Raw genomic sequence first — 20,622 nt, 5'->3', positions numbered from 1 at the left:
GTGTCCTCGGTGTGTGTCGTCGCCTCGTTGCGCCGGACTGCGGAAAGCGTTGTCCGTCGTGAGTAGCCTAAGCGTTGTCCCCCGTTCTCGGACAGGCCCCCGGGGACCCGATCGTGCACACAGGAGAACCCGATGACCCAGCGCGCCACCGTCCTGCTCCACCCCGACTTCCGCGTGGGCGAGATCGACCGCCGCGTCTTCGGCTCGTTCGTCGAGCACCTGGGCCGCGCGGTCTACACGGGCATCTACGAGCCGGGCCACGAGTCGGCCGACGAGCACGGCTTCCGCCGCGACGTGGCCGACCTGACCCGCGAGCTCGGCGTCAGCATGGTCCGCTACCCGGGCGGGAACTTCGTCTCCAACTACGTGTGGGAAGACGGGGTCGGGCCCGTCGACGAGCGCAAGCCGTTCATCGACCTGGCCTGGCGGACCATCGAGCCCAACACCGTGGGCACCGACGAGTTCCTGCAGTGGGCCGAGCGCGAGGGCATCGAGCCGATGATGGCCGTCAACCTGGGTACCCGCGGGGTGGCCGCGGCGGCGGCGCTCGTCGAGTACTGCAACGGCGAGGCCGGCTCGCGGTGGGCGGACCTGCGCATCGCGAACGGCCGCGAGCAGCCGTACGCCGTGAAGCTGTGGTGCCTCGGCAACGAGATGGACGGCCCTTGGCAGATCGGGCACAAGGACGCCGACGAGTACGGCAAGCTCGCCGCGGAGGCCGGCAAGGCCATGCGGCTGGTGGACCCGTCGATCGAGCTGGTCGTCTGCGGCTCGTCGTCGATGATGATGGACACCTTCGGCTCCTGGGAGCAGACCGTCCTCGAGCACACGTGGGACGTCGTGGACCACGTCTCGATGCACGCCTACTACGAGGAGCTCGACGGCGACCGCGCCTCGTTCCTCGGGTCGGGCACCTCGATGGACCGGTTCATCCGCCGGGTCGTCGCGTCCGCCGACGCCGTCGCCGCCCGCCGCCGCTCCGACAAGCAGATCAGCATCTCGTTCGACGAGTGGAACGTCTGGTACCTGCAGTCGCGCTTCCCCGGCGAGAAGAACCTGCCGCTGCAGCGCGACGCCCCGCGGATCATCGAGGACGTCTACTCGGCGCTCGACGCCGTGGTCGTCGGCGACCTGCTGGTCACCCTGCTCAACCACGCCGACCGCGTGCCCGTCGCCTGCCTCGCCCAGCTGGTCAACGTCATCGCGCCGATCATGACCGAGCCCGGCGGCCCTGCCTGGCAGCAGCCCACGTTCCACCCCTTCGCGACGACGGCGCGCCTGGCCCGCGGCACCGCACTCGACCTGCGCGTGTCGTCCCCGTCCCTGCCGACGACGGCCCACGGCGACGTGCCCGTGGTCACCGCCGCCGCCACGCTGGACGGGTCCGACGTGGCCGTGTTCCTGGTCAACCGCTCCGCCGAGCCCGTCGAGGTCGAGGTCTCCCACCCGGGCGTCACGCTCGCCTTCGGCCGTGGCGTGCAGGTGACGGCCGACCACGAGCCCGCCGTCGACGGGCCCGAGCACGCCGCCGCGGTCGCCGAGCGGCACGTGTCGGAGGTCGACGGACCGGTCGGCGGCGTCGGCAGCACCGTCGTGACCCTCGCGCCCGAGTCCTGGACGGCGCTGCCGGGGACCCTCACGCGCACCTGACGATGAGGTGTCGGTGGCACGATCGGACCATGAGACGCCTCGCGCTCGGTTTCGGTTGGCTGGTCGGCCTGCTCGCGGCCGGGCTGGTCGGCTTCGGGATCGCCGCGCGTCTCAGTCCGCGGCCCGCGTCGGTGGTGCTGCGCCGCAGCTTCGACCGGAACGGTCACGCGCGGTTCACGGCGACCGCGCCGTTCGTCCCCGTCGACGTGGTGTCCCGGCTCGACATCCCGTACCGAGACGGCGACCGCGACGCGCGCCTGGACGTGCACCGGTCCACGACCTCGGACGGGACGCTGCCGACGATCGTGTGGGTGCACGGCGGCGCCTGGCTGTCGGGCAGCAAGGACCTCATCGCCAACTACCTGCGGGTGGTCGCCGGCGGCGGGTGCACCGTGGTCGGGATCGGCTACTCGATCGCCCCGCGCGCCACGTACCCGACGCCCGCGCTGCAGGTCCTCGACGCGCTCGCGTACCTCACCGAGCACGCCGACGAGCTCGGCGTCGACGCGCAGCGGCTGGTGCTGGCGGGCGACTCCGCGGGCGCGCAGATCGCGTCGCAGGTGACGGGGATGGTCGTGAGCCCTGCCTACGCGGCCTCGATCGACGCCCACCCGCGGATCAGCCCCGACCAGATCATCGGCACCCTGCTGTTCTGCGGTGTCTTCGACATGTCGCTCGCCCGCGGGCTGCACGGCCGGGACCGGTGGTTCGTCGACTCGGTGATGCGGTCGTTCACCGGCACCACCGACTACCTGGACAACCCGCGCTTCGCAGGGATCTCCGTGGTCGAGCACCTCACGGCCGACTTCCCGCCGACGCTCGTGTCCTGCGGCAACGCCGACCCGGCACTGAGGCACTCGCTGTCGCTCGTCGCCAGGCTCGAGGAGCTCCACGTCCCGCTGGAGACCCTGTTCTTCGACGCCGACCACGTGCCGCCCGTCGGCCACGAGTTCCAGTTCCACGTCACCACGGACGCGGGCCAGGAGGCACTGGCGGCGATCCAGGAGTTCGTCGAGGCGCTGCCGTGAAGTGAGTCCGTCAGGCGGCCACGGGTGCGCCCGGGACATCCGGGCGGGTGGGCGCGGCGCGCCACAGCGCGACCGAGGCGAGCACGGTCACCGGCACCCAGAGCAGGCGCTCGACGAGCGAGGGCGACGCGAGGTTGAGCACGGCGCCGGCCGCCATCGCCACCGACGCCACCCGCAGCACGCGCCGCCGCACGGTCGGCGAGCCCAGCCGACCGGTCGCCACCGCGGCGACGGCGAGGTAGACCGGGACGGCGATCGCGCTCGACACCCGCTGCTGCGACGACAGCACCCCGGACGTCGCACCGCCGTACGCGGCCTCACCCCACGGTGCACCCAGTGCCAGCGCCGCCTGGAACGCCGCCGTCGTCGCCATGAGGCCCGCAGCCAGCCGACCCGCCTGCTCGTTCTCCTGTGTCATGAGGCGATCGAATCATATCTGGCAGATATAGTCACTCAAATGTCGCGACGACCCCAGACCGAGCTCGCCGTCCTCGGGGCACTGTCCGTCGAGCCCATGACCGGCTATGCGCTGCGGGGGGCGATCACGCAGACGCTCGGCCACTTCTGGAGCGAGAGCTTCGGCCAGATCTACCCGACGCTCGCCCGGCTCGAGGCCGACGCGTTGGTGCGCAAGGAGGACGGCTTGTTCGCGATCACGCCGGCCGGCCGGACGATGCTGCGCGAGCTGCTGGCCGAGCCGATCGACCGCACACCACCGCGCAACGGCCTGCTCCTGCGCCTGTTCTTCGGGAGCACGCTCGGACCGGAGGCGTGCATCGCGCTGCTGCGCGACGCCCACGACGAGGCGCAGGCCACGCTGGCAACCCTGGCGGCGATCCGCGCGCAGGTCGAGGCCGAGCCGGTGAGCCCCGACCGCCCGTACTTCCTGGTGACGATCGCCGCCGGTGAGGCGACGGCGCGTGCGCAGGCGGAGTGGGCCGAGTCGTCGATCGCCGCGCTCAGCCCCTGACGGCCGCGCGGTGCTCGACCGCGACGACCGCGAGCGACAGCAGCCCGGGCACGACGACCGCCAGCGGCGCGAGCATCCAGATCATCACGGCGCAGAGCCCGAGGGCCACGACCAGCAGGAACGTGCCCATGAGGTCGTCGCCCGCGCGCTTGGCGGCCGCCTGGACGACCGTGCCCCACCGCGCGCCGGGCGACCAGCCAGCGGCTGCGCGCAGGACGACGACCAGCAGGATCGCGACCAGGAACACCGTCGCGACGCGCACCCCGGTCCCGCCGGGCAGGCCGCCCGAGCCGGCCAGCTGCAGGTTGAACAGGAACACCGCGAGCAGCAGCGGCGCGCCGATCGACACCGCCCACACGCCGCGGCAGGCCACCCTGAAGTCCTCCCAGAGGGCCGCGAGGGTGTCGGGCCGGCCGTCGAGGTGGCGGCGGACGTGGGACACGCCGGCGGCGAGCGCGGGGACCGCCGTGACGATCGGCAGGCTGAGCACGGAGACCCCGAGACCGACCAGCAGCGCCTCGCTGAAGAGGCCGAACCGTCCGCCGCCGAGCAGCGGCTTCTGGTCGGGACCTGGCGTGGTGTCGTCCTCCGGCGGCGTCGCGCGGCCCGCGTCGTCGTCGGGAACCTGAGAGCTCATGGCGCCCAGCCTCACACGCCGCCGCGCCCCAGCGGAAACGACCATCAGCCCTTGAGGCCCTGCGTGGCGACGCCCTCGACGAGATACCGCTGGAACACGAGGAAGAAGATCATCACGGGCACCAGCGCGAGGACGGCCATGGCCATCTGGGCGCCGTAGTCGGACGTCGTCGTCTGGTCGACGAAGAGCCGCAGGGCGATCGGGAGCGAGTACAGGTCGGGCCGCTTGAGGTACAGCAGCGGACCGAAGAAGTCGTTCCAGGACCAGATGAACGCGAAGATCGAGCTGGTGACCAGGGCCGGCTTCATCAGCGGCAGCATGATCGACCGGAAGATCCGCACGTGCCCGGCCCCGTCGATGCGCGCGGCCTCGTCGAGCTCACGCGGCAGGTTGCGCATGAACTGGACCATGAGGAAGACGAAGAACGCCTCCGCGGCCAGGAACTTGCCGATGAGCAGCGGCACGAACGTGTCCACCAGGCCGAGCCGGTTGAACACGATGTACTGCGGGATGATCACGACGTGGAACGGCAGCAGCAGCGTGCCGATCATGAGCGCGAAGAACACGTTGCGGCCGGGGAACTCGATGCGGGCGAACGCGTAGGCGCTGAGCGAGCACGAGATCGTGATGCCGACCACGGAGCCGACGGCCAGGATCACCGAGTTGGTGAAGAACCTCCAGAACGAGACGCCACCGATGCCCTCGATGGCCTTCTGGAAGTTGGCGAGCGTCGCGTCGGTGGGGATCAGGCTGACGTTGCCGACGATCTCGCTGCTCGGCTTGAACGACGACATGAGCATCCAGAGCGCCGGGTACAGCACGATCGCGACGAGAACCAGCGAGCTCACGTGGAAGAGCAGGGCCTTTCCGCGCTTGCGGTTCTTGCTGGACTGGCGCAGCCGTGCGCTGTCCTGCGAGCTGACGAGGCTGTTGGCACTGGCGGTGACGGTGCTCATCACTTGCCCTCCCCCGAGTAGTGGACCCAGGACTTCGAGGTCTTGAAGAAGACGGCGGCGAGGGCACCGACGACGATGACGAGGATCCAGGCCATCGCGGACGCGTATCCCATCTGGAAGTCCTGGAACCCGCGGAAGTAGAGGTAGAGCGTGTAGAAGAGCGTCGATCTCGCCGGGCCGCCGGTGCCGTTGGAGATGATGAACGCGGAGGCGAAGATCTGGAAGGCGTGGATCATCTCGAGCAGCAGGTTGAAGAAGATCACCGGCGAGAGCATGGGCAACGTGATTCGAAGGAACTTGCGCCACGGGCCGGCGCCGTCGACGGCTGCGGCCTCGTACAGCTCCACGGGGATCTGCTTGAGCCCGGCCAGGAAGATGACCATCGGCGCTCCGAACTGCCACACCGTCAGCAGGATGAGCATCGGCATCGTGCGCGCCGGGTCACCCACCCAGCCGCCGGCCGGGAAGCCGAAGAACTGCTGGACCTGGTCGACGATGCCCTTGTCGATGAACATGGCCTTCCACACGATCGCGATCGAGACCGAGGCGCCGATGAGCGAGGGTGCGTAGAACGAGGACCGGTAGAAGCCCTTGCCGCTGAAGGCGTTGTTCAGCAGCATCGCCACGGCCAGGGCCGCGAGGAGCTTGATCGGCGTGCCCAGCACCACGTAGGTGAGGGTGACCTTCCACGCCTGGGCGTAGTTCGGGTCGTGGAACAGGCGCTGGAAGTTCTCGAGGCCGATCCACTGGGGTGGCGCGAACAGGTTGTAGTTCGTGAACGCCAGGTACAGGGAGGCGAGCATCGGGCCTGCGGTGAGGAGCAGGAAGCCGAGCAGCCAGGGGCTCAGGAAGGCATAGCCGGCCCGGGCCTCGGCCCGCTTCCGGCGCTTCTTGGCGGCGGAGTGCGCGGCGATCGAGGAGCCCGTCGTCGGAGCCTCGGCAGTGAGGGTCACGAGCGTGATCCGTTCGTTGTGCGGTCAGTTCGCTGCGGTCCGTCGTGCGGATCGCGACGGGGTGGGCCGCCCGGGCGTGCGGGCGGCCCACCGCCGGGATCACTGGGTGGACATCTCCGCCTCAGCGAACCACTGCGAAGCGAAGTCCTCCGGCGTGATGTTGCCGTAGCCGAGGTCCTCGGCGAGGGTCTTCCACTTGGCCTCGATGGTGCCGAAGCCCTTGACGGGGATCGGCGTGGACTCCGTCACCTGCTCGGCGACCTTCTCCTCGTACGCGATGACCTGGGCGTCGACGCTGCCCTCGGTCGTGTCGACGGCGGCGCGCTGGTCGGTGTCGGCCGGCACACCCTTCGACGTGCCGAAGATCTTCCCGACCTCGGGGTCCGTGAGCAGGAAGTTGATCAGCGTCGCGGCCTGCTCCGGGTGCTTCGTATTGGCGCCCGAGGACAGCAGCATCGACGGCTTGAAGAACAGGTGCTTCTCGCCGGGCTTGACCGACGGGATCTGCGCCATCGAGAGGTTCGCCGTGCCCGAGTCGGCGACGTAGCCGGCCAGGAAGTTGTCCCAGCTCATCTCGGACGCCGCCTCGTTCACGGTGAACCCACCCTTGGGAGCGAGCGCGAGCCCGCGGTCGGTCGGGTAGACCAGCTTGTCCGCCCGCAGGTCGGCCGTGAGGTCGAGGAACTTGACGACGTCCTTCTCCGTGAAGCCGAACGTGCCGTCGTCCTTGAAGGGCGTCTTACCCTCCTGCAGCAGCCACTGGATGAAGAACCAGAAGGTGCCCGTGTAGTCGCCCGCGCCGTACAGGCCGTAGCCGTCGGCCGTCTTCTCGCCGGCGCCGGAGACGTCCTTGATGAAGGTGTTGTAGTCGTCCCAGGTGTAGTCGGCATCGTCCGGGAACGTGGCCCCCGTCTGCTCGATCACGTTCGGGTTCTGGAACATGGCGAACGTGTTGGTCGACGTCGGGATGCCGATCAGCTTGTCGTCGAGGACACCCGCCTTGGTGAGCGTCTCGTCGAAGCCCGACAGGTCGATCGTGCCGTTGTCGACGTACTCCTGCAGGTCGAGCAGCTGCCCGTTCTGGTTGAACTCACGCAGGTACGACAGGTCGAACTGCATGACGTCCGGGAGGGCGCGGCCGGCTGCCTCGGTGGAGCGGGCCGTCCAGTAGTCCGGGAACGCAGCGAAACTGGTCTGGACCGTGATGTACGGGTACTTCTCCTTGAAGAGCGCCAGGGCCTGGTTGTAGCGGGTGGCCCGGTCGTCGTTGCCCCACCACGTGAAGTTGAGGGTGACAGGTGACGTGTCCGGGCCGGTGGAGCTGGCCGTGGGCTCGGAGTCGCCGGAACCGCCAGACGAGCAGGCGGTCAGGGCGAGGGCAGCGACGGCGGCTACTGCGGCCGTCTTCCAAAGGGTTCGCTTCATCGTCGTTGAGCCTCCTTGCTCGGGGTGTGAAAGCGCATTCCGGACGTTAGGCGAGCGCTTACCGGGCTGTCAACGGCTTGCGCTGAATCGTTACAAACCTCTGCTGGGCCAGCGTCCACCATGCCACGTCGACCGGGTACCGGCGGCTCGGGCGCCCGGGACAGCGCGCGACCGCCGGCCGGGCGCAGCGTCCGCAGATCCGGCCGCCCGGACGCTCGAATGTGCGGACGTCCAGACCTACGCGCGTAGCGTCCGCAGATCCGGCCGTCCGAACACCCGAACGCGCGGACGTCCCAGCCACCCCCTCGCAGTGTCCGCAGATCCGGTCGCCCCGACGCTCGAATGTGCGGACGTCCCGGACCTACCCGCGTAGCGTCCGCACTCGCGGCCGTGGGGCGCTCGATCTTGCGGACGTCCGGCTGGCTGCTCGAGGGGCGTGGGTTGCTACCGTCGAGTGGCAGGCCATGGAGCTCCGGCCCCACCTGTTGTATCGTTTCAAACTCCGTGCTGCCCGACGACGCGCCACACACTCTGGAGTCCCCGGTGACCGACCGTCAGATCCCCTCGTGGTCCGAGCTCAAGCCGCTGATGCGCCCGAAGCCGATCGAGCTCAACCGCACCAAGCGCCGGTTGGCCGACGCGCTGACCATCGCGGACCTGCGCACGCTGGCGCGCAAGCGGACCCCGCGGTCGGTGTTCGACTACACCGACGGCGCCGCCGAGGCCGAGATCAGCCTGCGCCGCGCCCGGTCGCTGTTCCACCAGCTCGAGTTCCAGCCGTCGATCCTGCACGACGTGTCCCACGTGGACCCGACCACCGACATGATCGGCACGCCGAGCGCCCTCCCGTTCGCGTTCGCCCCGACCGGCTTCACGCGGATGATGAACCACGAGGGCGAGCGCGCGGTGGTCCGCGTGGCCCAGCGCCGCGGCATCCCGTACGCGTTGTCGACGATGGGCACGACGTCGATCGAGGAGGTCGCCAAGGCCGGTCCCGACGCCCGCAAGTGGTTCCAGCTGTACGTCTGGAAGGACCGCTCGGCGGGCGAGGACCTCATGGCCCGCGCCAAGGCCGCCGGCTACGAGGCGCTCATGCTCACGGTCGACGTCCCGGTGGCCGGCGCCCGATTGCGCGACGCCCGCAACGGTTTCTCCATCCCGCCGGCGCTCACCGTCAAGACGGTCCTCGACGCCGCGACCCACCCCGCCTGGTGGATGAACCTGCTCACCACGGAGACCTTGACGTTCGCGTCGCTGACCACCTGGTCGGGCACCGTCGCGGACCTGCTGGACAAGCTCTTCGACCCGACCATGACGTTCGCGGACCTCGAGTGGATCCGCGCCTCCTGGGACGGGCCGCTGATCATCAAGGGCATCCAGACCGTCGAGGACGCCCGCCGGGTGACCGACGCGGGCGCCGACGCCATCGTGCTGTCCAACCACGGCGGCCGCCAGCTCGACCGCGCGCCGGTCCCCCTGCGCCTCCTGCCGGATGTCGCCGAGGCCGTCGGCGACCGCACCCAGGTCTGGGTCGACACGGGCATCATGTCCGGCGCCGACGTGGTCGCCGCGCTGGCCCTCGGCGCTGACGCGACCCTCGTCGGCCGCGCCTACCTCTACGGCCTCATGGCCGGCGGCGAGCGCGGCGTCGACCGGGCGGTCGACATCCTCGAGCGCGAGGTCCGTCGCACCATGGCCCTCCTGGGCGTCTCCACGGTCAAGGAGCTGGGCCCGCAGCACGTACGGCTCCCCTGACGGACCTTCCGCAACGTCCGCACTCGGTCGGCCTCCGGCCCGCAGGAGTGCGGACGTTGCGCTGCGTCTGCGCCGGACGTCCGCACTCGGTCGGACCCCAGACCGCAGGAGTGCGGACGTTGCGGCGGGGATGCCACGACGGCCGGCCCGGGTGGGAGGAGCTACCCGGACCGGCCGTCGTCTGCTCAGGTCAGCGCGTGACCCTGACCTTCAGCTCCGGGCTGCTGGTCGACCCGAGCGGGTTGGCCAGCTCGGCGCGGTAGACGTGCGTGCCGATCGCACGGCCGGTGACCGACGTCGTCGCCTTCTGCGCGTTGAACCCGTTGGCCGTCAGGGACTGGGTGTCGATGAGCACCCCGTCCTCGTACAGCCGGTAGACGGTCGCGTTCGTCCCCCACCAGAGGTTGGTGGTGACCGTGTACGACCCGTCGCCGTCCTTGTTGTCCGCGCTGAGCACCGGCGCGCCCGGGTTGGCCGCGGTGACCTTGACGGTCAGAGGTGCCGTCGTCGTCGAGCCGTGCTGATTGGTCAGCACCGCGGTGTAGACGTACGTCCCGTTGGGCTTGCCGGCGATCTGGAAGGCCGCCGACTGGGCGTTCGGGGTGGCGTCCACCAGGTCGCGCGTGGCCACCTTGACCCCGTTCTCCAGCAGCGTCACGGTCTGGGCGTTCTGGCCCCACCACAGGTTCATGGCGACCGTGTAGCTGCTGTCGTCGTCCCAGTTGTCGCTGGACAGCACGCCCTTGCCCGGTGCGGCCGTCGCCGGTCCCGGAACTCGCTCGTCCGGGCCCGTCGCCGCGCCCGTGTAGACGATTCTCGGCGCCGGCGGCGTCGACATCCCGTCACCCAGGAAGTAGCCCGTGTGCGGCGGCTGGTTGTAGCCGGTGTTCTGCCAGGCGACCCCGAGCCGGTAGACCGGGTCGGACTGCAAGGTGCGGAACCGGTGGTCGGTGAGGTCCACCGTCGTGGCGATCCGGAGGGCCGACGAGTCGGCCAGGCGGGTGACGATCTCCTCGCGCCAGTCGCCGAACAGGTCGGCCTGCAGGGCGGGTGTGCCCTTGGTGCCGTTGTCGGACAGGGTGCCAGTCGCTCTGTACAGCTCAGTAGATCTGGCCGTGCTGGGGTTCCACTTGGCGATCGTCGGGACGCCGGTGAGCGCCGTCGTGTCCCAGTCGTGGTCGGTGATCTCCCGCAGGAGGTCACCGTCCCACCAGGTGAGGAAGTTCGCCGCCGGGATCGTGGTGCTGATCAGGGAGCCGTCGGCCGCCCGCATCTCTCCCGACCGCGAGTTCCACGTGCCGTCGGTGGTGACGGCCCAGGACTCCGAGCCCGGGTGCGAGGCGTCGATGTCGCCCGAGGCACCGCGGCCCGTGTCGGCGGTGGCCGGCATCGACCAGAGCACCTCCCCGGTCTTGGCGTCGCGGAACGTCGCCCCGATTCCCTTGCTGCGCGGCGCCTCCTCGTGCACCGCGAACACCTCGAGGCCCGGCCGGCTGGGGTCGAGGTCGCTGACGTGCAGCGCGTCCCCGTGGCCGAGCCCGGTGCTGTAGAGCGCCGTGCCGTCGTCGTCGATGGTCATCGACCCGTAGACGATCTCGTCCTTCTGGTCGCCGTCGACGTCGGCCACCGACAGGTTGTGGTTGCCCTGGCCCATGTACTGCGAGCCGGACACGTCGGAGTCGAACGTCCACCGCTTCACCAGCTGCGACCCGTCGAAGTCGTAGGCGACCAGGACGGCCCGCGTGTAGTACCCGCGGCTGAAGATGACGCTCGGGTGCTCGCCGTCGAGGTACGCGACCCCGGCGAGGAAGCGGTCGACCCGGTTGCCGTAGGCGTCGCCCCACGCGGCCACGTCACCGCGCGGCGGCGTGTAGTCGACCGTGTCGATCGCCGCGCCCGTGGCCCCGTTGAACACCGTGAGGAACTCCGGCCCGGTGAGCACGTAGCCCGACGAGTTCCGGTAGTCCGCCCGCGCGTCGCCGATGACCGCGCCGACGCCGTCGACCGTGCCGTCCGCGGTCTTCAGGGTGACCTCGGCCTTCCCGTCGCCGTTCAGGTCGTAGACCTGGAACTGTGTGTAGTGCGCGCCGGCCCGGATGTTCTGGCCCAGGTCGATGCGCCACAGGCGCGTGCCGTCCAGCTCGTACGCGTCGACGTAGACGTTGCCGGTGTACCCGGCCTGCGAGTTGTCCTTCGAGTTGGACGGGTCCCACTTCACGATGACCTCGTACTGCCCGTCACCGTCGACGTCCCCGACGGAGGCGTCGTTGGCGTTGTACGTGTAGGGCTGACCGTCCTTGGTGTACGCGTCGGCCGGCTTGTCCAGCGGCACGTCCAGGTGCTGGCTGTCCCACACGCGGAACTCGCCCGTGGCCCAGCGCTCGATCCCGTCGACCACCGAGCTCACCCGGTAGACCGACGTCGCCTTGCCGCCCGCGTCCAGCAGGTTGGTGCTGGTGGTGAGGGGCAGCGTGGTGATCTTCTTGCCGTCCCGGTACACGTGGAACGCGATCGAGTCGGGGTCGAGGCCCAGCTGTCGCCAGCCGAGGTAGACGCCGCCGTCGGTCTTCACCGCGACCGGCGACCGGTCGAGGCGCTCCGCCTGCCGCGCGAGCGTGGTGACTGCGGGGGTCGTGAGCGACGACGACGCCGCCGACACACCACCCGCGTTCACCGACGCGACCTTGTACGTGTACTCGATCGTGGTCAGCACGGTCGTGTCGGTGTACGCCGGACCGTCCGCACGCCCGACGACGACGAACGAGCCGTCCTTCGCCTGCCGCGACACCTGGTAGAACAGCGCGCCGTCGACGGCGTCCCAGGTGAACGTGACGTCGTTCTTGTTGACCGCGCCGAGCTTGAGGCCGGTCGGCACCGCGGCCGTCGGCACGTCGGGGTCGACGGTGGTGACGTCGAGCGTGTCCGTCGGCACCGACTCGAGCCCGCTCGGGTCGAGGGCGACGACGTGGTACTCGTACGCCAGCCCGACGTCGGGCGTGGTGTCGACGAACGTCGTCGTCGTGACGTCACCGAGCGCGACCGCCGCGGAGGCGCCGGCCGCCTTCCGGTAGACCCGGTAGCCCGCGGAGTCGTCCGTGCCCGTCCAGCTGAGCGAGACGTTCACCGACGAGCCGTCGATGCTCAGGTCGTCGAGGGTCAGACCCGACGGCGCGAGCAGCAGCGGCGTGATCTCGATGCCGTTCAGGCGGGAGGAGGCGCCGGTCATCACGAGGTTCAGCTGGCCGTCGGTGACGAGCACCGGCTGGCTGACCTTCTCCGAGACCGACCCCGCGCCCGCGTTGGAGGCGCCGAAGTCCTTGCCCTCGATCTGGACGTTGGAGCGGCTGGTGCCGATCCAGTCGCCGTTGTACGTCTTGACGGCGTAGCTGCCGTCGGGCACGTCGACCGCGAACACGTGCTGCGTACCCGGCAGCAGGAAGTCGCGCTGCAGGTCGTTCGGCGGCGGCGTGAAGTTGAGCCCGCGGTCGCGGCCGCCCAGACCCGTCGGGTCCAGCCAGCCCCAGCCGATCTCCGGGGTGTACCGCGAGTTCTGGCTCAGCTCGGTGTAGCCCGGCATGAGCGGGCCGCCGGCCAGCTGCACGTCGAACTTGTACAGCGCGGCCTTCGTCGTGACCCGCACGGCGGCCGACGGGGCCGACGATCCGCGGCCGTTGACGGCCACGACCCGCAGGTCGTACGACGCCCCTTCGACCAGCCCGCCGACGGCGGCCTGCGGCAGCGTCGACGTGGCGACCAGCGCGTACGCGTCGTCGCCCGCGGCGGCGTCCTTGCGGAACACCTGGTAGATGTCCGCGCCCTCGCTCGCCGTCCAGGTCAGCTGGACCCCGGCGTTGGAGACACTGCCCGCGACGACCCCGGCCGGCGCGGCCGGGACCTGCGCCGGCGGCTCGGCGTCGACGACCTCGTCGGCCAGCGGGACGTCCAGCTCGGCGATGCCAGAAGCGACCAGGCGGGCCATCTGGATGGCGCCGTACTCCTGGAAGTGGGTGTCGTCGATGGTGCCCGTCGGGCGGCCCGGGTAGACCCCGGCCGGGACGTGCAGGAACACGCTCGTCGACGCCTCCGGACCGATCTGGTCGAGGTACGCCCGGCTGGATGCCGCGAGGTCGACCAACGGCGTCCCGGTCTCGGTCGCCAGCGCCGTCGCCGCAGCCACGTACTCCGGGAACGAGACGTTGAACTTGCCCGTCGCCGGGTCGAAGCTGCGCCGCGAGACGGGCGTGACGATCACCGGCGTGGCCCCGCGCTGCACGGCGCCGTCGACGTACGTCCGCAGGTACTCGGCGTAGTCGGCGGGAGCGGCGAAGCGGTCGTCGACCCCGTAGGTCGCGTCGTTGTGCCCGAACTGCACGAACACGTAGTCGCCCGGCTTGACCAGGCGCAGCACCTCGTCCAGCCGGCCCTGGCTGATGAAGTTCTTCGACGAGCGGCCGCCGATCGCCCGGTTGTCCACCGTGACGTCGTCGGACAGGAACCGATCGATCATCTGGCCCCAGCCGGCCTGCGGCGCGTAGTCCGCGGTGTAGCTCTGGACCGTCGAGTCGCCGGTGACCCACACCGTCGGCTCGGCCCCCGGCGCGCGGGGGCTCTGCGCGGCGATGCGGAGCTCGTTGAGCTTCGGCGCGGTGCCGGAGAACTCGAGGTTGAGCTGGCCGTCGACCACCGCGATGTCGAACGACATCTCGAGGAACTGGCCCGCCGCCTTGGTCGTCGGCGCCACCTTGGCCATCTGCTCGGCCGTGATCGCGACGTCCGTCGCCTCGGTGGCGTCGCCCGCGATCAGGCTCATTGTGTAGTCGCCGTTGGGCAGGTCGACGACGAGCTCGGTGTCGCCCACGCTCACGAAGTCGGAGCGCAGCGGGTCGGCCGTCGCCCGGTCGGTCGCGGTGACCGCGCGGGTGTCGACGAAGCCGTAGCGGGTGGTCGCCGAGTACGCGCTCGTGGCGTCGAGCCGCGTGGCGCCCGGCGCGAGGGCGCCGCTGCCCAGGTCGAAGTCGAGCACGGCCGGCGCGGTCGCGGGCGTCGGCAGGCTGCTCACGGCGGCGGCAGACGGGGTCGACAGACCGGCGGCGTCGATGGTCTGCACGCGGTAGTAGCGCAGGGTCGAGGTGTCGACGGCGTCGGTGGTGAACACCTCGCGCGCGCCGGTCCGGGCCACCTCGGTGTAGGTGCCGTCGACCGCGTCGGACCGCGAGACCACGTAGCCGGTGGCTCCGGCGACCTCGTTCCAGCGCAGCGTCACGGCGCTCGGCGTCACGTGGGCCATGCGCACCGAGGTGGGTGCGGCGATGGTCGAGGTGCCCGGGTCGGGCTCGGGGTCGGGGTCGACGGGCGGCGTCGTGCCGGTCTGCGAGACGACGATCGAGTTGACGTAGCCACCCGCGCCCGCGCCGGTGATCCCCACCGTCAGCTGACCGTCGGCGACGGTCACCGGCCAGGTCCCGGCGATCGCGGCCGCCTTGGTGCTCAGGGTCCCGCCGCCGGCGCCCTCGAGGGTCACCGTCGTCTTCGTGGTGCTGGTGCCCGCGAGCAGGTCGCCCGAGCGGACCGTCACGTCGTAGGTGCCGTTGGGCACGTCGAGCACGAACGACCAGCTCGTCGCGAGGACGAAGTCACGGTCCCCGGGGTCGGCGGCGCCGCGGTCGCGCGAGATCGGGGTGACGCCGTCGGCCGGCACGATGCCGAAGCCGGTCGCGGCGCTGTAGCGCGTCGCGTCGGTCACCTGCTGGTAGCCGTCGGCGACCGGGCTGGTCGCGGTGCCCAGGTCGAACTTCCACGTGGTCGGCGGGTCGGCCGCGAGGGCGGGCAGACCGCCCGCGGCGATCACGGCGGCGGCCGTGAGCGCCGCCGCGGCTGCGGCGAGGCCACGCGAGGCGCGTCGCGCCGTCGGTGCCAGAACCGTCCCTCGTCCCGCGACGGACGGCCGTGCCGCCCGTGCTTCTGGTCCCTCGTCGTGCGCGCGCGTCCGGCGCATGGCATCACCCTTGGTCTCGTCGTTGAGAGCGGTGCCCGATCGACGGTGAATCGTTTCACCTTGTAACGATTCACCCGAGCAAGCAGGACATTCCTACCCATCCGTCGAGGACCGCGCAAGGGTTTCGGGCAAACTGGGGAAAGCGCTCGCCACGTTGCTTTCCGCGCGGACCGTACTCGCGGCGGGCCCGGACTACGCTGTCATGGTCGCGGCCGTCGGGCCGACACGAGCCTTCTGACCTGCGGCGATGTGTCGCGGCCCGATCCCGACTCAGCAGATGCGCACGTGGCACCCGAGAGAATGATCGAGTCCCAGAAATTGGGTCAGCTCGGCGCCGAAGCCGAGGGTTCGCACGACGTCAGCCACCGACGGCCACGCCGGAGTGGGACACCGGGACCGCGCCCTCGCCCGACGGCCATCATCCGGCGCCCGGCATCCCGCACGACTCGCCGACGAACTCGTGGAGCGCCCCGCGCAGCTGGTCGCCGGCGGCGACGTAGAACACGGGCTGCTCGACCCCGTCCACCCGTGAGTGCACGCCGAAGAACGTGCCGCGCTTGTCCTCGGCGACGGCGTGCGGGTCGCACCGCGACGGCACGAGCGTCAGCGGCACCGTCCGCGAGGCACCGTCGGCCGTGTCGACGTCGGTGGGCCAGCCGGCCGCTCCCCCGAGCGGCGCAAGCAGCACGGTCCCGTCCACCCCGCTGATCTCGACCCGCGGCCCGCCGACCACCGGTGCGACCTCCAGCTCCACCTCGGCGGCGAGCGTCCCGTTCACGTCGCTGGTGGGGAGGGTGTCGGCCAGCGTCAGGGCCGCCCCGGCCGCGACCGCGGCGGCCGCACAGTCCTCGCCGTGGATGCGCGCCAGGTGTCCCTGCGGGTCGTCCGGCTCGACGACGACGGTCGAGCGCCGACCCGCATCGTCCTCCAGGTCGAGCTCAGCACGCGCCGGCCCAGCGGCGGCGTCGCACACCGGCTTCCCGAGCGCCACCGACGTGTCCCGGTCGACCCCCGCACGAACGGGCCGTTCTCGGTCGCTCGTCGCGACGCCCTCGTTGTCCGGCGTGGTCAGCCGAGCCTCCGTCACCGTCACGTCCCCGGGTCCGGCGTTGGTCACCCGCAGCTGCACCACGCGGAGCGCCCAGTCGCTGCGCGCCTGACGCACCTCGACGGACAGCCCGGCCAGCACGTCGGCGGGGATGGGGGTGGGCGGCGCGGTCGGCTCAGCAGCCGAGCCGCCCGTGCAGCCGGCCAGCGCGAGCACGCCGACGACCACCGCCACCCGCCACCGTCCGACCACCCCCCGATCGTGCCGTACCAGCCCCGCGCGATCACCCGCCGCGACCGTGCCGCTCGAACATTCGCGGCGGGACCCCGAGCTACCAGCCGAGCACCGCGCTCGGATGGACTGGCGAACGCACGCGGTGAACGGCAGCGCGCGACCGGCCGACCACAGCGCGGATCGCGCACTGGCGAACCCACGCGGTGAACGACAAGCGCGCTACCAGCCGACCACCCGGCGGATCGCTCGGGCGACCTCGTCCGGCGAACGGCCGTCGGTGCCGATCCGGTGCGTTCCAGCGGGGGCGTCGGCATCGAGTCGTGCCGCCGCGGCGGCGGAGCGCAACCGGTGCGCCTCGAGCTCCGACCCCGACTCGCGCAGGGCCAGCCGCGCGTCCGCCACGGCATCGCTCGCGGTGAGCAGGACGCACGTCACGCGCGGCGAGCTGCCCATCGCCGCGGCGAGCTCGTCGGCCTCGAGGACCGCGACCGTGTTGGTGTAGACCAGTCGCCGGTAGCCGAGGTCGCGGTAGTTCGCCCAGACGGCGGCGAGGTTCCGCATGCTCAGCCGGTGCTCCCACGGCACCGGCCAGGCAAGGTCGAGGGCGTCCCCCTCGATCACGGCGTGGGAGATGTCGTCGGCACGGAGCAACGCGTGCAGGGCGAACGCGGCCGTCGACTTCCCGACGCCGGACCGCCCGCCGATGACCAGCAGCTCGTAACCGTCCATGCGCGAGACGGTCGCACAGGATTGCGCCGGCGAGAACAACATCAGACCCGTTCTGGACGGGGACAACGGGTCAGATGTTGCTCTCGAGGCCGTCAGTCCGCGCGAATGGCGCGCCGAGGGCCGTGAACGTCGCACCCTCGTCGGCCACCCGCGCGCACCAGTGCTCGATGTCGGCGATCACGGGGTGTCGCGACGGCCCCTCGCCGCGCCACTCGACGTGCTCGGCCGCGACGGGGGTCGGGTCGGGGCCGGTGCGCACGGCCTCGAGCACGCGCAGGAACGCGCCGGTGTCGGCGACCGAGCACCGCAGCGCGACGCCGGCATGGGCACGCGCGGTCAGCAGCTGGGTCAGCAGGTCCACGCGACCGCACCGGATGCGCCGGGTGCCGCGCGGCGAGCGGACCTCGATCTCGTCGGTCTCGTAGAGCAGCGTCGCCGTCCCCAGCGACCCGCGGACCGTCACGCGCGCGGGCGAGCGGTCGGGCGCGCAGAGGGTCAGCCCGGCCGAGACGCGCACGCCGGAGCGGGTCTCGACGACCACCGCGGACGTGTCGTCGGCCTCGATGGGGTGCGCCCGGAAGAGGTCGACGCACACGTCGGAGATGTCGTCGACCGTCCGCGCACCGGCGACGAGCAGCGCGGTCGCGACGGCGTGCGCCAGGGGGTTGGTGACGACGCCGTCGACCACCTCGACCCCGTCCAGGGTCCGCCGACCGGCCCACGGAGCGCGCGCGTAGTACTCCGCGGTGCGCACCCACGTGCCGACCGCCCCGACCCCGTCGATCCGGCCGAGCTCGCCGGAGCCGACGATGCGCGCGAGCTCGTCGACCGCCCCTGAGCCGTAGGTCTGGAAACCGACCTGGCAGAGCCGGCCGGTCTGCTCGACCACCTCGAGGAGCGCCGCGTGCTCGGCGAGAGACGCGGTCGTCGGCTTCTCCAGCAGCACGTCGCAGCCGGCGCGCAGGGCCGCCGACGCCAGCGGCAGGTGCGTCGGGATGGGTGTCGAGAGCACGACGACGTCGGGCGGCGCCTGCGCCAGGAGCGTGTCGAGGTCCGGGAACCAGGGTGTGCCCTCGTCGACGGGTCGGGGGTCGACGACCGCCGCGAGGGTCGCGAGGCCGCGTTCCTGCAGGTCGGCGACGTTCCGGACGTGCGAGGCCCCGTGCCCGTGCACGCCGACGACGGCGACGGTCGGCGGCCGTGTCCCGGCATCGACCCCGGTCGCGGACGGCGCCCGGGCCGTCATCCCCACGCCTGCCCGGCGAGCTCCGCGGCCTCGTCGGCACCCAGCGCTCGGTCCACCACGACCGCGGCGAGCCCGACGTCGAGCCTGCCGCCGGCGGGCACATCGACCACCCGGTCCCAGGCGAGCGCGGGTCCGGCGCCGACGTACTCGGAGACCCGCGCGAACCAGGGGCGGAGCTGCGACGGCGGCTGCACCAGCAGGACGGTCGTGGTCGCGGTCTCCCGCCGCTGCACGAACGCGAGCCACGGGGACAGGCTGCCGTGCACGGCCTCCTCGCCCACCAGCCCCTCGCCCAGCACGGTGGTGACGTCCGCCGCCGGCAGCCGCCAGAAGATCCCGCCGTAGCCGGCGCCCGGACGGCCGTTGGTGCCCGGGCTCTCGATGCGCAGGGGGCCGTGCGCGGCGTGCAGCACGCTCGACCAGCGCAGGGACCAACCGCGACCGTCCGGCAGGGGAGCCGCGTGGAGCCGACGGGCCTCCTGCAGGAGCGGGCGGTCGCGCTCGTCGCGCCACAGGATCTCGTCGACCAGCGCGGCGTCGTCGTCGGCCAGCCGCGTGCCCTCGCTGATCTGCCGGCCGTGGTTGGGCAGCAGCGTCGGGCCCTCGTCGCGCAGGAACGTGCGGCCACCCCAGTACGAGGTGCCGTTGACCACGGGGACCGCCATCGAGACGCCGTAGTGGTGGCGGTGGTCGACGGGGCTGATCTCGGTGAGCGCGGTGCCGGCCGCGGAGTGCACCGGGTGCAGGTAGGGGCGGGGCGCGTGCACGGCCGGCACCCGGGTGCCGGACTCGTAGCGGGCGAGCGGCACCGTCGAGCCGGAGGACACCCCGGACAACAGGTAGGCGCCCAGGTCACGGGCCCAGCGCGTGCCCGTGAGCACCGGCACCTCGGGCCCGACGGGGTCCGACGCCGCGCGACGCCCGAGCCGCGCGGCCGGCGGCACCGGCCCGCTGCTGGCGCGCACCGCGAGGAYGGGTGCGATCAGCGGGGGCGTCGGGTCTAGGACCTCGCCCCCGAGCAGCGAGCGCAGGTGCGCCCACGCCTGGCGGCCGAGCTCCGCCTGCGGGACCGTCGCCGTGGTCAGGGAGGGCGTCGCGAACCGCGCGAGCTCGATGTCGTCGAAACCCGTGATCGACACGTCGCCCGGCACCGCGACGCCGAGCTCGTTGAGCCTGGCGAGCAGTCCGAACGCGACCAGGTCGTTGTACGCGACGACGGCGGTCGCGCGGGAGGCCAGCACGTCCTGCGCGGCGGCGTAGCCGGACTCGACCGACGAGCCGGCGGGCCGCTCGCTGAGCCGGACGTCCTCGCGCCGGGCGGCGGCCGCGCGCAGGGCGTCCAGACGCGCGCCGTGCGACGCGCTGTCGGGCGGCCCGGCCAGGTAGAGCAGGTGGCGGTGACCGAGGCCCGTCAGGTGCGCGACGATCTGGTCGATCCCCGCGGCGTAGTCGATGGCCAAGGTGGGGGTCACACCGTCGGCGGCGCGGTTGACCACGACCACCGGGCCGATCTCGGGCAGCAGCGCCCGCAGGACCGCCTCGGGCATCCGCGGCGAGACCAGCACGAGCGCGTCGCAGCGCAGCCGGGCGTCGAGGGCGATGCGCTCCTCGTCGGCCGCGTGCTCCGCCGTGTCCGCGACGAGCACCCGGTACCCCTCGTCGCCCGCGGCGGAGGCGACCCCGCGAAGGACCTGCTGGAACATCGGGTTGGCCAGGTCGGGGACGACGACGGCGACGGTGTTGGTGCGGCCGAGCGACAGGCTGCGCGCCGTGTTGCTGGGGCGGTAGTGCAGCTGCTCGGCCACGTCGCGCACCCGCGCGGCGAGCTCGGGGTCGACCGTGGAGCGGCCGTTCATCACCCGGCTCACGGTTGCCCGGGAGACGCCTGCGGCATGCGCGACCTCGGCGATGGTCGACGCGCTGCGCGTCCACCCGTTCTGCGTCACTGCAGCCTCCAGCGGTCACCTTCGGCCTCCCTCAGGGGGTGGCTCCGCGC

The 20,622-nt window shown here is 71.7% G+C and carries 14 protein-coding genes; 4 read left to right on the top strand and 10 right to left on the bottom strand.

Annotated features, from left to right (window positions below; genetic code table 11):
• Positions 1-132 precede the first annotated feature (132 nt).
• Both arfA and ACXJKA_RS01770 read left to right on the top strand, forming a co-directional pair.
• On the top strand, positions 133-1,650 hold the full coding sequence (arfA, locus tag ACXJKA_RS01775) for an arabinosylfuranosidase ArfA (RefSeq protein ID WP_456823446.1): 1,518 nt from the start codon (positions 133-135) through the stop codon (positions 1,648-1,650).
• A 29-nt stretch (positions 1,651-1,679) separates the two neighbouring features.
• Entirely contained in the window at positions 1,680-2,678 is a 999-nt protein-coding gene (locus tag ACXJKA_RS01770; protein ID WP_456823445.1) for an alpha/beta hydrolase, read from the top strand.
• Positions 2,679-2,688: 10 nt separating this feature from the next.
• Here ACXJKA_RS01770 and ACXJKA_RS01765 read toward each other — a convergent pair whose 3' ends face one another.
• Entirely contained in the window at positions 2,689-3,096 is a 408-nt protein-coding gene (locus ACXJKA_RS01765) for a hypothetical protein (protein ID WP_456823444.1), read from the bottom strand.
• 39 nt (positions 3,097-3,135) lie between these two features.
• Here ACXJKA_RS01765 and ACXJKA_RS01760 point away from each other — a divergent pair, with 39 nt between their 5' ends.
• Complete coding sequence (locus ACXJKA_RS01760; RefSeq protein ID WP_456823443.1) at positions 3,136-3,648, top strand: PadR family transcriptional regulator; 513 nt, start codon at positions 3,136-3,138, stop codon at positions 3,646-3,648.
• On the opposite strand, the gene ACXJKA_RS01755 is transcribed toward ACXJKA_RS01760, so the two are convergent.
• From ACXJKA_RS01755 to ACXJKA_RS01740, 4 genes are all read right to left on the bottom strand, one after another.
• Positions 3,638-4,285 carry a hypothetical protein gene (locus ACXJKA_RS01755; protein ID WP_456823442.1) on the bottom strand — a complete coding sequence of 216 codons (648 nt, stop codon included), beginning with the start codon at positions 4,283-4,285 and terminating at the stop codon, positions 3,638-3,640. The two genes, ACXJKA_RS01760 and ACXJKA_RS01755, sit on opposite strands and share 11 nt — an antisense overlap.
• A 44-nt stretch (positions 4,286-4,329) precedes the next feature.
• Positions 4,330-5,241, bottom strand: a complete 912-nt coding sequence (locus tag ACXJKA_RS01750) for a carbohydrate ABC transporter permease (protein WP_456823441.1) — start codon at positions 5,239-5,241, stop codon at positions 4,330-4,332.
• Complete coding sequence (locus ACXJKA_RS01745) at positions 5,241-6,155, bottom strand: carbohydrate ABC transporter permease (protein WP_456823664.1); 915 nt, start codon at positions 6,153-6,155, stop codon at positions 5,241-5,243. Before ACXJKA_RS01745 ends, ACXJKA_RS01750 begins: the two co-directional genes overlap by 1 nt.
• A 138-nt stretch (positions 6,156-6,293) precedes the next feature.
• Positions 6,294-7,619 (bottom strand): ABC transporter substrate-binding protein, encoded by a 1,326-nt coding sequence (locus tag ACXJKA_RS01740; RefSeq protein ID WP_456823440.1) that lies wholly within the window; start codon positions 7,617-7,619, stop codon positions 6,294-6,296.
• A gap of 543 nt (positions 7,620-8,162) precedes the next feature.
• Between ACXJKA_RS01740 and ACXJKA_RS01735 the strand changes: the two genes are divergently transcribed.
• A complete protein-coding gene (locus ACXJKA_RS01735; RefSeq protein WP_456823439.1) occupies positions 8,163-9,374 on the top strand; it encodes an alpha-hydroxy acid oxidase in 1,212 nt (403 codons plus the stop codon).
• Between the two features lie 190 nt (positions 9,375-9,564).
• Here the strand turns inward: ACXJKA_RS01735 and ACXJKA_RS01730 are convergent, their stop codons facing one another.
• The 5 genes from ACXJKA_RS01730 to ACXJKA_RS01710 all read right to left on the bottom strand — a co-directional run bounded on the left by ACXJKA_RS01730 (position 9,565) and on the right by ACXJKA_RS01710 (position 20,572).
• The gene (locus tag ACXJKA_RS01730; RefSeq protein ID WP_456823438.1) at positions 9,565-15,369 is read right to left on the bottom strand and encodes a rhamnogalacturonan lyase family protein; all 5,805 of its coding nucleotides are present in this window, start codon (positions 15,367-15,369) and stop codon (positions 9,565-9,567) included.
• A gap of 418 nt (positions 15,370-15,787) precedes the next feature.
• Positions 15,788-16,669 carry a hypothetical protein gene (locus ACXJKA_RS01725; RefSeq protein ID WP_456823437.1) on the bottom strand — a complete coding sequence of 294 codons (882 nt, stop codon included), beginning with the start codon at positions 16,667-16,669 and terminating at the stop codon, positions 15,788-15,790.
• A gap of 201 nt (positions 16,670-16,870) precedes the next feature.
• A complete protein-coding gene (locus ACXJKA_RS01720) occupies positions 16,871-17,380 on the bottom strand; it encodes an ATPase (protein ID WP_456823436.1) in 510 nt (169 codons plus the stop codon).
• A 70-nt stretch (positions 17,381-17,450) separates the two neighbouring features.
• A complete protein-coding gene (locus tag ACXJKA_RS01715) occupies positions 17,451-18,626 on the bottom strand; it encodes a Gfo/Idh/MocA family protein (RefSeq protein WP_456823435.1) in 1,176 nt (391 codons plus the stop codon).
• Entirely contained in the window at positions 18,623-20,572 is a 1,950-nt protein-coding gene (locus tag ACXJKA_RS01710) for a DUF6807 family protein (RefSeq protein WP_456823434.1), read from the bottom strand. The genes ACXJKA_RS01715 and ACXJKA_RS01710 overlap by 4 nt, the downstream gene beginning before the upstream one ends.
• Positions 20,573-20,622 lie beyond the last annotated feature (50 nt).

This window comes from Cellulomonas sp. P5_E12, from assembly GCF_054049315.1.
The sequence above is the reverse complement of the archived record's forward strand: the minus strand, read 5'-3'. Positions and strand labels throughout refer to the sequence as shown.